16 protein-coding genes are annotated in these 15,319 nt (G+C 54.0%); 7 read left to right on the plus strand and 9 right to left on the minus strand.

Annotated elements, in window-relative coordinates; genetic code table 11:
• Positions 1 to 5: 5 nt before the first annotated feature.
• On the minus strand, positions 6 to 356 hold the full coding sequence (locus F7R27_RS08845) for a transcriptional regulator (protein ID WP_151703885.1): 351 nt from the start codon (positions 354 to 356) through the stop codon (positions 6 to 8).
• Positions 353 to 1,843: a DUF1538 family protein gene (locus F7R27_RS18960; protein WP_151703886.1), complete on the minus strand. Its 1,491-nt coding sequence runs from the start codon at positions 1,841 to 1,843 to the stop codon at positions 353 to 355. Before F7R27_RS18960 ends, F7R27_RS08845 begins: the two co-directional genes overlap by 4 nt.
• A gap of 218 nt (positions 1,844 to 2,061) precedes the next feature.
• Here F7R27_RS18960 and F7R27_RS08855 point away from each other — a divergent pair, with 218 nt between their 5' ends.
• A complete protein-coding gene (locus F7R27_RS08855; protein ID WP_240776308.1) occupies positions 2,062 to 2,898 on the plus strand; it encodes a M48 family metallopeptidase in 837 nt (278 codons plus the stop codon).
• Between the two features lie 79 nt (positions 2,899 to 2,977).
• Here F7R27_RS08855 and F7R27_RS18910 read toward each other — a convergent pair whose 3' ends face one another.
• Positions 2,978 to 3,427 (minus strand): cold-shock protein, encoded by a 450-nt coding sequence (locus tag F7R27_RS18910; protein WP_151703887.1) that lies wholly within the window; start codon positions 3,425 to 3,427, stop codon positions 2,978 to 2,980.
• A 243-nt stretch (positions 3,428 to 3,670) separates the two neighbouring features.
• Here F7R27_RS18910 and F7R27_RS08865 point away from each other — a divergent pair, with 243 nt between their 5' ends.
• Together F7R27_RS08865 and F7R27_RS08870 are read left to right on the plus strand one after the other, a co-directional pair.
• Complete coding sequence (locus F7R27_RS08865) at positions 3,671 to 3,880, plus strand: SlyX family protein (RefSeq protein ID WP_151703888.1); 210 nt, start codon at positions 3,671 to 3,673, stop codon at positions 3,878 to 3,880.
• 23 nt (positions 3,881 to 3,903) lie between these two features.
• Positions 3,904 to 6,168: a 1-acyl-sn-glycerol-3-phosphate acyltransferase gene (locus tag F7R27_RS08870; RefSeq protein ID WP_151703889.1), complete on the plus strand. Its 2,265-nt coding sequence runs from the start codon at positions 3,904 to 3,906 to the stop codon at positions 6,166 to 6,168.
• A gap of 69 nt (positions 6,169 to 6,237) precedes the next feature.
• Here the strand turns inward: F7R27_RS08870 and F7R27_RS08875 are convergent, their stop codons facing one another.
• The 5 genes from F7R27_RS08875 to mpl all read right to left on the minus strand — a co-directional run bounded on the left by F7R27_RS08875 (position 6,238) and on the right by mpl (position 10,717).
• Entirely contained in the window at positions 6,238 to 7,089 is an 852-nt protein-coding gene (locus F7R27_RS08875; RefSeq protein WP_240776310.1) for a class I SAM-dependent methyltransferase, read from the minus strand.
• A 3-nt stretch (positions 7,090 to 7,092) separates the two neighbouring features.
• The gene (locus F7R27_RS08880; RefSeq protein WP_151703890.1) at positions 7,093 to 7,908 is read right to left on the minus strand and encodes an undecaprenyl-diphosphate phosphatase; all 816 of its coding nucleotides are present in this window, start codon (positions 7,906 to 7,908) and stop codon (positions 7,093 to 7,095) included.
• Positions 7,905 to 8,627, minus strand: coding sequence for a tRNA (adenosine(37)-N6)-threonylcarbamoyltransferase complex dimerization subunit type 1 TsaB (gene tsaB, locus F7R27_RS08885; protein ID WP_151703891.1), 723 nt, complete (start codon positions 8,625 to 8,627; stop codon positions 7,905 to 7,907). Before tsaB ends, F7R27_RS08880 begins: the two co-directional genes overlap by 4 nt.
• An 81-nt stretch (positions 8,628 to 8,708) precedes the next feature.
• On the minus strand, positions 8,709 to 9,332 hold the full coding sequence (locus tag F7R27_RS08890; RefSeq protein WP_151703892.1) for a flavin prenyltransferase UbiX: 624 nt from the start codon (positions 9,330 to 9,332) through the stop codon (positions 8,709 to 8,711).
• Positions 9,329 to 10,717, minus strand: coding sequence for a UDP-N-acetylmuramate:L-alanyl-gamma-D-glutamyl-meso-diaminopimelate ligase (gene mpl, locus F7R27_RS08895; RefSeq protein WP_151703893.1), 1,389 nt, complete (start codon positions 10,715 to 10,717; stop codon positions 9,329 to 9,331). The genes F7R27_RS08890 and mpl overlap by 4 nt, the downstream gene beginning before the upstream one ends.
• Before the next feature lie 224 nt (positions 10,718 to 10,941).
• Between mpl and F7R27_RS08900 the strand changes: the two genes are divergently transcribed.
• From F7R27_RS08900 to F7R27_RS08915, 4 genes are all read left to right on the plus strand, one after another.
• Positions 10,942 to 11,916 (plus strand): class 1 fructose-bisphosphatase, encoded by a 975-nt coding sequence (locus tag F7R27_RS08900; RefSeq protein WP_151703894.1) that lies wholly within the window; start codon positions 10,942 to 10,944, stop codon positions 11,914 to 11,916.
• 100 nt (positions 11,917 to 12,016) lie between these two features.
• The gene (gene ppa, locus F7R27_RS08905) at positions 12,017 to 12,556 is read left to right on the plus strand and encodes an inorganic diphosphatase (RefSeq protein WP_151703895.1); all 540 of its coding nucleotides are present in this window, start codon (positions 12,017 to 12,019) and stop codon (positions 12,554 to 12,556) included.
• Positions 12,557 to 12,741: 185 nt separating this feature from the next.
• A complete protein-coding gene (locus F7R27_RS08910; protein WP_151703896.1) occupies positions 12,742 to 13,587 on the plus strand; it encodes an AAA family ATPase in 846 nt (281 codons plus the stop codon).
• Positions 13,587 to 14,762 (plus strand): vWA domain-containing protein, encoded by a 1,176-nt coding sequence (locus F7R27_RS08915; RefSeq protein WP_151703897.1) that lies wholly within the window; start codon positions 13,587 to 13,589, stop codon positions 14,760 to 14,762. Before F7R27_RS08910 ends, F7R27_RS08915 begins: the two co-directional genes overlap by 1 nt.
• 36 nt (positions 14,763 to 14,798) lie before the next feature.
• Here the strand turns inward: F7R27_RS08915 and F7R27_RS08920 are convergent, their stop codons facing one another.
• On the minus strand, positions 14,799 to 15,254 hold the full coding sequence (locus F7R27_RS08920; RefSeq protein WP_151703898.1) for a GNAT family N-acetyltransferase: 456 nt from the start codon (positions 15,252 to 15,254) through the stop codon (positions 14,799 to 14,801).
• Positions 15,255 to 15,319 lie beyond the last annotated feature (65 nt).

A 15,319-nucleotide genomic window follows, 5' to 3' on the forward strand; every position in this document is an offset into this window, starting at 1 on the left:
GATGTTTACAGCGTCTCTTTCATATGTTGTTCAAACTTGGCTACCTGAGACATATCTATACCGCCCAGATGTTCCAGAGGCAGGGTAAACACCAGACCTTTGGAGTCGGTCTCTTGCGGCATCACAATCGACTGTATAGCCTTGAGGACCTGCAAAGACAGGCCTTTTTCAAGCACCATGATCAGCACACTCTGACTGCCATCATAGCTCAGACCGAAAAAGGTTTTCTTCGTATCATTACCTATGCCACGCCCCGACAGTATGGTGATACCACCTGAATCAAGTTCACGGGCAGCATCTATCGCGGGCTGCTCCAGATCTTCTGGAACTATGGCGACAAGAACGGAAAATTTCATGACTTCACCTTACTTAAACTGGCTGTGTACCACTGCATGACAATGGCATAAATCATCACGGTTACGATCGGGAAGATCGAGGCGAAGGCAATCAGCCCAAAACCATCGATCAATACGTTACGACCTTCAATATGGGTGGCGAGACCGATCCCCAGGGCTGTCACCAGTGGCACCGTCACCTCCGATGTGGTCACCCCACCCAGATCATACGCCAGCGCAACAATATAACGCGGTGCAAGAGCTGTCAGAATGATCACCAGAGTATAGCCACTGATGATGTAATAGTGCATGGAGCCACCACTGATGATGCGGTGCACGCCGATGGTAATCCCGACCGCCACACCAATCGCAACCAGCACTCTGATGGCAGTGCCATTGATTTTACCGGACGCCGCCTGCTCCGCCTGCTGCCCCACTGCAATCAATGCCGGTTCCGCCATGGTCGTGGCAAATCCGATCATGAACGCAAAAAGATAAATGAACCCATAGCGTTCCAGAGAAATCAGCTGCTCAGCCATACTGCTGCCGATCGGGAACAGCCCCATTTTCAAGCCCACGACAAAAGCATAGAGACCCAGAATCACCAGAATGAATCCAAAAATTATCTTTGGTGGATTGCTCAGTGGACGCTTGAGGATCAGATACTGGAAAAACAGAATGGTCAGAATAATCGGGATCACGTCACGCAGCATTGTCGCCAGATCCAGCAGCATCCCGATCAAAACATGGCGCCCAACGTCTGAGTCGCCGGAATAGAGCGTCAACTCGGCATCAGGCGCCGGACCGGAAAAAACAATGATACCGTAAAGCTGCACAGTGATCATGGGCACCATGACCGCCAGCGCCACAAGGCCGAAACCGTCGGTGAGCGGATTACGACCACGGATAGACGCCGCCAGACCGATACCGAGTGCCGCAATCAATGGCACCGTGACGATATTGGTCGTAACACCACCGGAGTCATAGGCCAGCCCGACAATCTCCTCGGGTGCGAAGAAGGTCACCAGTACCACCAGCATATAGCCAATGATCATGAACCAATGCAGAGGAAAACCGAAAATGGTCCGAAATACACCCAAAGCAATTACAAAACCAACGGAGATGGCAACCAGCAGACGCAACGTCAGGGCGTCAACCCGCCCTTGGCTGATCTCTTCAGCCTGCTGGGCCACTGCAATCAATGCGGGCTCTGCAACAACCGCAGAAAAGCCTATGGCAAAACCGAAGCTGAGCAGAATGGGAACAGAACCACGTTTGGCAAACTGGTTGGAGAGGCTCTTGCCGACCGGAAAGATACTCAGCTCCAACCCCTGCAGAAAAAGCGCAACACCCACGGCAACGATCAGCAGACCCAGCGCCATGCTCAGGGTGTTATCAGGCACCTGCTGCAGTATCACCAGCTGAAAGAACACCACCACCACAATAATCGGCAGCAGGTTCTTGAGTGCATGCAGAAAGGCATGACTGAAGGCCTTGAGATATATCACGTTAATCCTTGCCCTGTTCGCTGTTCTGTCCGACCTACCCGACGATAACGATCTCAGATAACAACTTTAACTTCTACTTTAATCACAACCGGAACCCAGCCTGGGGTTCGAATTGCACTGAACTGACGCGCATGTTTAGTCTCTATTAATCATGGGATGCTATCATAGTGAACAATTAACTTGCCAGACAGATACTTAGACACAGATCAGGGAAATCTATGAAAAAATCATTCTTTACTCATCAACTGGAGCAGCGTCTGTATAAAATGCTTTTCATTCTGCTCAGCTGCCTGCTGCTGAGTGCCTGTGCCACCTCGCCTACGGGGCGTACGCAACTGACCCTGTTCAGTGAGGGCGAACTGGCTCAGATGGGCAGCGCCAGCTTTGACCAGATCAAGGAAGAGGAAAAGATCAACACCAACCGCGCAGTCAATCAGTACGTTCAATGCGTTTCAGATGCTCTGCTGGCAGTCAGCGGGACTCCTGAGGGCTGGGAGGTTGTCGTGTTTGATGCCGAAGGCGTCAACGCCTTTGCGCTGCCTGGGAAAAAAATCGGTGTCCATACTGGCCTGCTGAAGGTTGCCGAAACCCCGGACCAACTCGCAGCAGTCATAGGGCATGAAATCGGCCATGTACAGGCGCGCCATGGTAATGAGCGGGTCTCGACTGCATTTGCCACTCAGGCAGGACTTGCCTTAATCGGTGCTGTCGTTGCCAGTGGTGAAGAGCCCAGCCCTGCCCTGATGGCTGCACTGGGTCTTGGCGCTCAGGTTGGCGTCATGCTGCCCTTCTCTCGCCAACATGAACTCGAAGCAGACCTTATCGGACTTGACCTGATGGCGAGAGCCGGTTTCGATCCTCAACAAAGTATCACCCTGTGGCAGAACATGAGCCGAAGCGGCGGTGGTCAGAGTGTTGAGTTTCTATCGACCCACCCTGGCCATGAAACGCGCATCAGAACATTGCAACAGTCAATGCCGGGTGCCATGGATACCTATAATCGCGCTCGGGCAGCAGGTAAAAATCCGACCTGTCGTCCACCTGCGAGGATCTGAATCCATTGCTTATCAGTAGGTGAGGATAGAGGATAACAGAAGGGGATAAAGCGGGGGAGTACTCCCCCGCTGACAGGCATCAGACCCTGAAGATAGACACATCTTCAGCCTGAAGGCCCTTATCGCTTTCGCGGACAAAGAAGCGAACGCGCTGACCTTCGTTCAGTGAACGATGACCCCGACCACGAATATTACGGAAGTGAACAAACACATCATCCCCGTTTTCACGGGTAATAAAGCCAAACCCTTTGGATACATTGAACCACTTCACCGTACCGGTTTCGCGGTCATCATCTTCACCGTCATACTCTTCCACACCCGAGTCGTCATCGGCAGCAGCTAACTGACGGCCAGAAGCCGGTACAGGCGCGCCACCAAGAGAGGCCAGCACAGAAGCAGCCAGCACAATCGCAAACACGACAGCAGCCAGTATCGACATATCAAGGTTGAGACTATTTACAACAAACACGATCAATACAGAGGCAATAACACTGAAAATGACACTTTTAACAAACTGATTACCACTCATCTATCTCTTCTCTTTCACTTTTATACACTTAATTTTTATATACTATGAGGCCGTGGCTTCTGTGCAGAAACAACGGCTATGCAGGTATATCTTAATTGACACATTTTTTCAATGCGTTAGCCGATGATGGCTATTTTATTCAGTAAAAAGACTGTTTCTCATCGACTGACAAACCAGCTCAGCCTTGCAGCATGAGTACTGGCTTGACTATGCTTTCTGGCAGACACAAACGGGGCAGCTACCATGACAACAGAAAAAACCATCGAAGAACTGGAAACTCGCATCGCCTTTCAAGAGGATGCCATCGACAAGATCAGCGATGTCGTGGCACGACAAGAGCGCGAGCTGGAGAAGCTCTGGCTGATGGTGCAGCATCTGAGCCAGCAACTGAAACAGCTCGACAACGGCGAGATAGACAACGATAGTGAACATCAACCCCCACCTCATTATTGATCAGGCTTCGTATAAGGAATCCTATGGGCCCCTACGCACTTATTCTGCGCTTACTGACCCGTGTCCACTTCAGCGGCAACCTGGTGCAGGACACACAGGATACCGTCTATGTCATGGAGCGACCCTACCGAAGCCACCGCACCTTGCTTCGCATCGGGCTCAGAGAGCGCAAGCTTGACTGTGATCCTGACCGGATCATCAGCCTGGACAGCGCGAATCAGGAGAACATCCAGAGACAGGTAGAAACGCTTGTAGCCCACCAGCGCAATCATCCGGATAAAGTCATTGCCCTGCAGCCAGTGATGCTTTTCCATGGCCACCTGCCGAGTCAGGAGAAGGGTTTTTTCAAGACTCTGTTTGCCGAGTCATGGGATGGCAGCGGTCGTATCAACCGCGCGCTGCAGATTCTGTTCAATGGTCGTGAGACACTGCTGCGAGCTGATCCACCGCTCCTGCTGACTGACCTGTACAAGCCTGATCTGAGTGATCAGGAAATTGCCCGCCGCGCCATCTGGGTACTGCGCAACCATTTTCACCGTGGCCGTATGGCCATTATCGGACCCGACCTGTCACATCGACGCACGCTGATCTCACAGATAGTCAAGTCAACCGACGTGCAGGAGGCGCTGGAAGAGGAATCAAAAAAGAGTAAGCGCTCGGCACTCGTGCTCGAGCGTGAGGTGCACCATAATCTGGAAGAGATCGTGGCCGATTTCAGCCCCATCACCGCCCGAATTCTGAACCGCATGATCACCTTCATGATGAACAGGTTGTATCAGAAGGTACACCTTAACGGGCTGGATCAGGTACAGCAGTTAGCGCTCACCCATACACTGGTCTATCTGCCCTGCCATCGCAGCCATATGGACTATATCCTGATCTCCTGGGCACTCTATCGGCATGGTCTGATGGTGCCGCATGTGGTTTCGGGTAACAATCTCAATATCCCGGTGATAGGCCCATTGCTCAAGCGTGGTGGAGCCATCTTCATGCGCCGTCAGTTCAAAGGCGACAAGCTCTATCAAACGTTGTTCCGGCGTTACATGACGCTGATGCAGCACCGTGGCCATAGCCTGGAGTACTTCATTGAAGCGGGACGCAGCCGCAGCGGGCGCCTGCTGACGCCCAAGACCGGTCTACTCGGCATGACTACCGAAGCCTGGCATCAGGACCCTTCACGCCCTGTTGCACTGATCCCCATCTGGATCGGCTATGACAGGGTCGCTGAAAGCAGAACCTACCAGCACGAACTGTCGGGAGCCGGCAAAAGCCAGGAAAGCCTGCTGGACACCTTGAGCGCGGCCCGGATCCTGCTGCAGCAGCATGGTGAGGTTACGCTCAGCTTTGGTGAGCCGATAAAACTGGAACAGACGGATGCACAGCTGCAGAAAGAGAGCATTCTGCAGCTGGGACAAAAAGTACTGGAGCATATCAATGCCGCTGCCAAACCCACCCAGATGAGTCTGCTCGCCTCTATTCTGCTGAGCAGTCCCGATCTCATGCTCTCGCGCCAGGTATTGGAAAAGCGCTGCACGCAACTGATATTTGTGTTGCCACCAGAAGCCGCTGGCTCCATAACCCTCAGCGAGCCGGTGTCACACTGGATAGATGCAGCCCGCAAGCGGCAACAGATCTCAATTGAAGGCGATCAGGTCTGGTGTACACCGGAACAGGCCGCCGAGCTGATTTTTTTCCGCAATAACCTGCTGCATCTGTTGATGCTGCCGGGTCTCATGCTATTGCTGTCGCGCCGCCTGCCACAACCTGGCAGCAGCACCATCACACGCCTGATCAAGGGTATTCACCCCTTCCTCGGTGCAGAGCTGACGATTGGCAGCAATGACAGGATACTGAGTCAGCAGATTACGCAGACACGCCAGATACTGATCGAACAAGGCTTGCTGCAGAAGCAGGAGCAACTGCTGATTGAGCAGAACCGCCCCCTGGCACAGCATCTGATCCGACTGGTTGAGCCACTGCTGTTGCGCCAGTTCATGATAGTCTGCGTGCTGGAGCAGCAACCCCGAATCAGTATCGATACGCTGATTGATGTCACCCGCGATCTGGCAACCAGAGTTCATCGTAAATATGGCTATGATGCACCTGAGTATGCCGAGCGCAGATTGATGGAGGGGCTGGTGGAGCAGTTGCTGAGCAGCCGTTTACTGGAGGGTGAGCGAGATTGCCTGTGGCCAGCGCGCAGCCTGACACCGATTATGAGGCTGGGTGAGAAGATCTTGCCGCAATCTCTGACGCGATTGATTCAGCAAAGCCTGAACGCACCCTGATTCTGCCTGAGCAAACCGAGTGCATGAAGCTGGAAGCCTGAAACTGTATGCCTGAAGCCAGGTGCCCGATCAGTTTCCTGCATCCATTTTGCGCAGCGCATAGATATCATAGCGACAGGACTTGCCCGGCATCTGGTGCGAGGGTGCCCTCCCCTTGATCACAGGTGCCTTTCTCGGCCGTTTGACTACAACACGACAGCGCGCCGTTTCCAGTGCTGCCGCCAGCAGCTCAGTGGCGTCATCATCCGCACCGATGATATCGCGAAACAGCAGCATCTCCTTTTTCACCTGTGCAGACTTATCTGTATGCGGAAACATCGGATCGACATAAACGACATCCGGCCGCTGCTCATCGGCACAATCTGCCAGCCACTGCCTGCCATCGGCATGATGCAGATCGATGCGTGACAGAATAGGCAACAGCTCCTCGGCAGAACAAGCGCGCGCCAGTGCGTCACGCAGCAATGCATGCACCACACCTGAGCGCTCCACCAGACTCACCCGGCAACCAAGCGTTGCCAGTACAAAGCCATCCCGCCCAAGACCTGCCGTGACATCTGCAATACTGGGCAAGATACCGGATTTAAGGCCGCAGGCTTTGGCTATCAACTGACCCTTGCCACCACCGAACATGCGCCGATGCGCGACTGCTCCGGATACGAAATCAGCCATCACCGGTCCAGGCCGCTTACGCCCTGTCTGCTGCAGCGCGAGCCCCTGCTGTGACAGAATCAACAGCGTGCTCCACGCCTTGTCATCATCCGGATCTGCCTCACTCAGCAACACCAGCTCCAGCTCCGTAGCCAGCATCTGTGCCTGAGGCATGAGCGCCTCATCTGCGCACCACAGAGCCACCTGCTTAAGCATCATGGATTCAGGCAAAGTGGATTCAGAGGATTCCAGGGAGGAGTCGTTGCTCATGGTTCAACCCGGCATGGAGAAAAATATAAACAGTAACAAGGCACCCAGCAGCAGGCGATAGATAACAAAAGGCATCATGCCGATCTGAGCAATCCACTTGAGAAACAGATGAATACAGGTCCAGGCACTGATACCCGCAATCACAGCCCCTACCAGCAACATCTCCCAGGGAAGTATTGTGCCACCTGTCGCCACCTTGGCAGCCATCATGATACACGCACCCAGCGTGACCGGGATCGAGAGCAGAAACGAGAAACGTGCGGCCGACTGGCGATCAAAGCCCAGCATCAGCGCTGCCGTGATTGTGGCACCGGAGCGTGACGTTCCCGGTATCAATGATACCGCCTGCGCCATGCCGATCCAGATCGCATCTTTGAGATTCAGTGACCCCAGGGTGCGCTCTTCGCGACGATAGATATCAGCAACGCCCATCAGTGCACCGAATACCAGCGTAGTGGCAGCAATCACCAGAATGGAGCGGCCATAGGTTTCAATCAGTCCAATAAACAACGCACCAGCGATTACAGCCGGTAACGTACCGAGTATCACCAACCAGCTCAGCATCGCCTCAGCACTGCGTTCACCCTGAAATGAGCGACACCAGGCACCAAACATTGATCTCAGATCGGAGCGGAAATAGATCACCACCGCGCACAGTGTACCCAGATGAACCCCGACATCGAACGATAGCCCCTGATCCTCCCAGTCCAGCAACTGTGCGGGCAGAATCAGATGCGCAGAGCTGGATATGGGCAGAAATTCAGACAGCCCCTGAATCAGGGCCAGTACAACCGCCTGCACCCACTCGCTTATACTCACTGCTGATCCTTTTTCTTCCAGGCAACTTCGTCGCGTAGATAAACCGGTGTGGCATCGTCTGCCTGAATCAACTGTCCGTTGGCAAAAGCACGCTCAGCCAGTTTCAGCATTGCGCCCGCCCGCGGATAGAGATCCAGATCGGGATTGTTCACCTGATCCCTGATATCTGACGTCATCTGATCCAGATAGCGCCAGCCACTGCCGATCGCCACCCAGCTTGTCATATCCGCTGGTAATATCAGTGCCTGAGGGCTGGACACCTGCTCCGGCAGGCGCTCGGTGACTGCACAATCGTCATCGACCTGCACAGCACTCCAGTAAATTTCATTCATGCGCGCATCCAGGGCGGCAACGAACATTCTCTCTGTAGAGCGACTCTCTGTAGAAGAGCAGTCAGCAGCACGGCTGGCGGCATCCACCGCCATCGCCTGCAGGGTGGAAACCGGAATAAGCGGAATATCAACCGCCAGCGCCAGCCCCTGTGCTGCACCGGTCGCGATACGGATACCAGCAAAAGAACCCGGACCACGACCAAAAGCGATCGCATCCAACTGACCAAAGCCCAGGCCTGCGTCTGACATGATCGCCTCAACCATCGGCAACAGAAGATGGGTGTGCCGACGAGGCGCTATACGAAAATCCTCTTGCACCTCACCATCCACCAGCAGTGCAACCGAGCAGGCATCAGTGGAGGTATCAAGCGCTAGAATACGGGTCATGACTTATTTCCGAGATTGAACAGGCAGCGCGCATTCTATCCGCTGATTTCGTTGAATGCACACCTGCGGTCTAAAAATATCCTAAAGCAGCTTCTCTCCCCAGCGAGGCAGCAGTGTCTGCTCAAAGCCCAGCTGTGACAAAATCCGGGCAACAATGAAGTCGATCATATCCTCGATACTCTGCGGACGATGATAGAAACCCGGGCTGGCGGGGATAATGACAACACCCATGCGCGTGAGTTTCAGCATATTTTCAAGATGCAGCTCTGAATAGGGCGCTTCACGTGGCACCATGATCAGCTGGCGACGCTCTTTCAATGCCACATCCGCCGCACGTTCGATCAGATTATTACTGGCACCCGTTGCCACCGCCGACAGGGTACCGGTGCTGCAGGGGCAGATCACCATGGACGAAGGCGCGCCGGAGCCTGAGGCCACCGGCGCCATCCACTGCTCACGACCAAAGACACGGATCTGATCCGGCCTGGCCGCAAAGTGCTGGGTCAGGAACTCGGTCTGTTTCTCTGGCGTACCCGGCAGCGCCAGATCTGTTTCCGTGGCAATAACCACCTGAGCGGCTTTGGACACCATCAGCAACACCTGGCAGTTCAGTTGCAGCAGACACTCCATCAGGCGCAAACCATATTGCGCACCGGATGCGCCCGTCAGTGCCAGAGTGATCCGACGATCAAATGGCTCGCTCATGATGTCACCCCCTGCTCTGCCTGCTGCCACTGAGTCATCGCCTGCAGTAACTGCTGATGAAGTCCACCGAAACTACCGTTGGACATGATCACGATATGCGATCCCGGAGTGGCATCCTGGCGCAACTGCTCAATGATCTGCGTTGTCGAGGCATAAACACCTGCCGGTACCGGGCTATCCGACAACAAAGAATCGAGCGACCAATCAATCCCCTGCGGCTGATACCATAACACCTGATCCGCATCCTTCGTCACCGGCATCAGCTTATCCCGGTGCGCACCAAGGCGCATGGTGTTGGAGCGTGGTTCTATCACCGCGAGTAAACGCTCATTGCCGATCTGCGCACGAATACCCGCCAGCGTGGTGGCAATTGCCGTCGGGTGGTGGGCGAAGTCGTCATACACGCGCACACCCGCCACCTCGCCAATCAGCTCCATGCGTCGTTTAACACCGGCAAAGCGACTCAATGCCTGTATCGCCACCTGGGGCTGCACCCCGACATGCCGTGCCGCCACCAGCGCATTCAGTGCATTGCTGACATTGTGCCGCCCGGTCAGTCCCCAGTTCACCTGCCCCTGAACGTCACCCTTGTGCAATACATCGAACCGGCTGCCATCGGCACTGAGCAGCCTGACAGACCACTCGGCCTCGCTCTCTACACCAGTTGTGACCTGTTCACTCCAGCAACCCAACCCGATCACCTGCTGCAGCGCGACATCAGACGCAGGATAGATCACCTGACCAGAGGCTGGAACAATCCTCAACAGATGGTGAAACTGGCGTTGAATCGCTGCCAGATCAGGAAAGATATCCGCATGATCATACTCAAGATTATTCATGATCACTGTTCTGGGCGCATAGTGAACAAACTTGGAGCGCTTATCGAAAAAAGCGGTGTCGTACTCATCCGCCTCAATCACGAAAAAGGGGGTGTCACCAATCCGGGCAGAAGCATCAAACCCCTGAGGTACTCCTCCGATCAGAAACCCGGGGGCCATCCCCGCATCGTCCAGAATGCTCGCCAGCATCGTCGCCGTGGTCGTTTTGCCATGCGTGCCAGACACCGCCAGCACCCAACGATCCTTCAACAGATGATCATGCAGCCACTGCGGACCCGACATATAGGGCAAGCCATGATCCAGCATATATTCAACGCAGGGATTACCACGAGACATCGCATTACCGACAATCACACAATCAGGAGCAGGCTGCAGTTGATCCGGATCATACCCCTCGATCAGACTGATCCCCTGTTGTTCCAGTTGCGTGCTCATCGGCGGGTAGACATTGCTGTCTGACCCTGTGACCCGATGCCCCAGCTGCCTTGCCAGAATCGCCAGCGACCCCATAAAGGTCCCGCAAATGCCCAGAATATGAATATGCACTACACTGTCCCCGATCAATTTACCTCAGGCCGGTTACCAAACCTCAACCGGACCGTTTAATCGCAGAATAATATCAGCTTTGCTCTTTCCAGGCGGTTTTTTACACCACTTTTCATGCAATTTTGCTCTCGGTCACGTAAAATACCGCCTGATTGGACCTCAACCGCCAAGACAGTAATACATAGCCCAAGATATCAACCAACTCCCCGGGAAAACGCAGACCCATGCAACTGCTGAACAGCTTTCTGAAACATCACCAGACCGACCCTGAACTTGTTGAACTGATCGATACGCTGATGATCGCGTGCAAGGAGATCGCCCTGCAGCTGCGCGAAGGCGAACTTTCCGGCGTGCTCGGCGTCACTGACAACACCAATATTCAGGGCGAGACACAGAAAAAGCTGGACGTTATTGCCAATGAGGTGCTGAAAAAAGTACTGCTACTCAATCCACTGGTTCGCGGCATCGCTTCAGAGGAAGAGGATGACCCCGTTTTCAGTGAGCATAAAGAAGGGCGCTTTCTGGTCACCTTCGATCCGCTGGATGGTTCATCCAACATCGATATCAACGTGTCGGTTGGCACCATCTTCTCGATTCTCGAAGCTCCGCGCGGCGCAGAGGAGAACAGCGTCGAACTGTTCCTGCAGAATGGCTGCAACCAGGTCGCTGCCGGCTATGTGCTGTATGGCCCCTCTGCCGTACTGGCTCTGACTACTGGCGATGGCGTGAACATGTTCACCCTGGCACATACCGGAGACTTCCTGCTGACCCATGAGGACGTGACCATCCCTGTGAGCACAGGCGAATTTGCGATTAACATGTCCAACTATCGTTTCTGGGAAGAACCGATGCGTCAGTATATTGATGACCTGATAGCTGGCAACGAGGGCCCGCGTGAAAAAAACTACAATATGCGCTGGATCGCATCGATGGTTGCTGAAGTGCACCGAATTCTGACACGTGGCGGCCTCTTCACCTATCCCTGGGATGCCCGCGAACCTGCAAAGCCTGGCAAACTGCGTCTGATGTATGAAGGCAATCCGATGAGCATGCTGATCGAGCAGGCCGGTGGTCTGTCGAGCACCTGCTACAGCCGCATCATGGAGGTGGAGCCGGATCATATCCATCAGCGCGTCTCCATCGCACTGGGCTCTCGCGAAGAGGTTGAGACGCTGATCAAGTATCACGAGAAGAAGTGATTCAGCGTTAAGTCTTATTCTGGTCAGGCAGGACAGGCCTTATAATCCTGCCAGACATGATTCTTATATACCGACTTTTAACTTGAACAGGAACTCAAACATGAGCTTTGCAAACGTACCTTCCGGCAAAGAGTTGCCGAACGACATCTATGTTGTGATCGAAATCCCAGCCGAAAGCTCACCGGTTAAATATGAGATCGACAAGGACAGCGATGCCGTTTTTGTTGACCGCTTCATGGCAGCGCCCATGTTCTATCCTGCCAACTACGGCTACATCAACCACACGCTGGCTGATGATGGCGATGCTCTGGATGTACTGGTCATCACCCCCTATCCTGTAGTGGTTGGTTCCGTGATCCGCTGCCGTCCTGTCGGCATTCTGAACATGACTGATGAAGCTGGCGAAGATGCCAAGCTGGTTGCTGTTCCTCACCAGAAGCTGACTCAGGCCTATAACGACATTCATGACATTGATGATCTGCCACAACTGACTAAAGATCGCATTGCCCACTTCTTCGAGAACTACAAGAAGCTGGAAAAAGGCAAGTGGGTCAAGGTTGAGGGCTGGTCTGACGCACAGGCAGCTCGTGATGCAATCATGCAGTCTGTTGCTGCTTACGAGGCTGCAGCCAAAGGCTGATTGGTCTGCTTTACGGCGGCCATAGTGCTTTCACGCGCATGGCCGCGCGCACTCTTCATACAACCGTTTCCTTAAAGCTCGTTTCATAAAGCCCTGCTTTATGAGCATCTCCTCATCAAGCCCTCTGACCTTCCACTGCAGATCTGATAAACTTGCCCCTCCTGGATGTTATTTGAGGTTTGCGCATGAAGTTTTCCGGTACCCGTCGTTATGTTGCCACCGACGATCTGAGCATGGCCGTGAATGCCGCCATTACGCTGCAACGCCCGCTGCTGGTGAAGGGTGAGCCAGGCACCGGCAAGACCCTGCTGGCCGAAGAGATCGCCGGCGCGCTGAACAAACCGCTGCTGCGCTGGCATATCAAATCCACCACCAAAGCCCAGCAAGGACTGTATGAATATGATGCCGTATCGCGACTGCGCGACTCTCAGCTTGGTGATGAGCGGGTACACGACATCAACAACTATATTCGCAAGGGTGTGTTGTGGCAGGCATTTGAAGCGGAGCAACAGCCCGTCCTGCTGATCGACGAAATAGACAAAGCCGATATCGAATTCCCCAACGATCTTCTGCACGAACTCGACAAGATGGAGTTCGCCGTTTACGAAACCGGCGAAGTGGTATCCGCCAGAAATCGTCCGATCATTATCATCACCAGCAACAACGAGAAAGAGCTGCCGGATCCCTTCCTGCGCCGCTGTTTCTTCCACTACATCAGCTTCCCGGATCGCGACACGCTGAAGCAGATCATTCAGGTTCATTTCCCGGATATCGAAAGCAAACTGGTCCGTGAGGCGCTTGAGGTCTTTTTCCGCCTGCGCGAAATCAATCAGTTGAAGAAAAAGCCTTCCACCTCTGAACTGATCGACTGGCTCAAACTGATTCTGGCTGATCAGATTCCAGCAGATGTGCTGGCCAGCACCGATGCCGCATCAGCCATGCCACCACTCTATGGCGCTCTGCTGAAGAATGAACAGGATGTGCATATGCTGCAGCGCCTGGCCTTTCTGGCACGTCGTGAGGCGCGCTGATGCTGGTTGATTTTTTCACCACCCTGCGCCGTGGCCAGTTACCGGTGTCGCTGCGCGAATTGTTGGATCTAATCAATGCGCTGCAGGCCGGCGTTGCTGATATGGATATGGACGATTTCTATCTGCTTGCCCGTACCTGCCTGGTCAAGGATGAGAAATACTATGATCGCTTCGATCGTACTTTTGCAGCCTATTTCAACAATCTGCAGCTACAGGGTGATATCACCGATGCACTGATCCCCCAGCACTGGCTGGACAGCGATTTCATCAAACAGTTGAGTCAGGAGGAGCGGGATCAGATTGAAGCGCTCGGTGGTCTCGACAAGCTGCTGGAAACCCTGCGTGAACGCCTGGAAGAGCAGAAGGAACGCCACTCAGGTGGCAGCAAGTGGATTGGGACCGGCGGTACATCACCCTTTGGCCACAGCGGATTCAACCCTGAAGGGATACGCATCGGTGGTCAGAGCAAACATAAGCGTGCCGTGAAGGTGTGGGAGAAGCGCGAGTTCCGCAACCTCGACGACAGCCTGCAGCTGGGTACCCGCAACATCAAGGTAGCCCTGCGCAAACTGCGCAAATTCGCCCGCACCGGGGCCGCCGACCAGTTGGATCTGGATGACACCATCCGCTCCACAGCTCATAACGCCGGGCTGCTGGATCTGAAAATGGTGCCGGAGCGCCACAATGCCGCCAAGGTGATTCTGCTGTTTGATGTCGGTGGCTCGATGGACCCCTTCATCCGCACCTGCGAAGAGCTGTTCTCAGCTGCACGCAGTGAGTTCAAGCACCTGGAGTACTTCTACTTTCATAACTGCGTGTATGAAAAAGTCTGGCGCGACAATCAGCGTCGCTTCAGTGAAGGGATTCCCACTCTGGACCTGCTGCACACCTATGGCCGTGATTATCGCGTGATCTTTGTCGGCGATGCAGCCATGTCACCCTATGAGCTGAGTATGGCTGGTGGCAGTGTCGAGCATATGAATGATGAACCGGGCCAGATCTGGCTGCAGCGTATTCTGGATACCTGGGAGAAAACCGTGTGGCTAAACCCTGCACAACCCCACTACTGGCAGTATACACAGAGCACCCAGATGATTCGTCAGCAGTTGAACGGGCATATGTACCCCCTGACGGTAGCAGGAATAGAGGCAGCAACTCGCCACCTGTCACGCTGAAACTGACAGGTAGCAAGTTGCCGACAGAAAGGCGCTTCAGCGACCGCTGCGCAGCATATCGATATGCAGAATCCCATCCTCATCATAGGGTTCGGATACCGGTCGATAACCAAAGCCGGTATAGAACTCGCTCAGATGATGCTGTGCCGAGATGCGATTATCCGCACCGGGATAGATCTCATCCAGTTGCTGCAGCGCCTGCTGCATCAACTGTCGACCCAACCCCAACCCACGCCCCGCTTGTGCGGTGATCACACGCCCGATGGAAGGCTCGGTATGCTTAATGCCGGGCTGTACCACGCGCAGGTAGGCCAATAACTGTCCATCATCACGTCTCCAGCCGCACAGATGCCAGGATGACTGATCCAGATGATCGATATCACCATAGACGCAGTTCTGCTCAATAATGAACACATCCTGCCTGAGCTTCAGAATCGCATACAGCTGATCACGACTCAGCGCCTCATAGCTTAACCATTGCCAATCGATCAACAGAACTCTCCTGAACAACCATCTCTGAACATCTAACATTGTTTCATGGTGTAACCGGATCAACA

The sequence above is a fragment of the Nitrincola alkalilacustris genome (genome assembly GCF_008973755.1).
Classification (GTDB): Bacteria; Pseudomonadota; Gammaproteobacteria; order Pseudomonadales; family Balneatricaceae; genus Nitrincola; species Nitrincola alkalilacustris.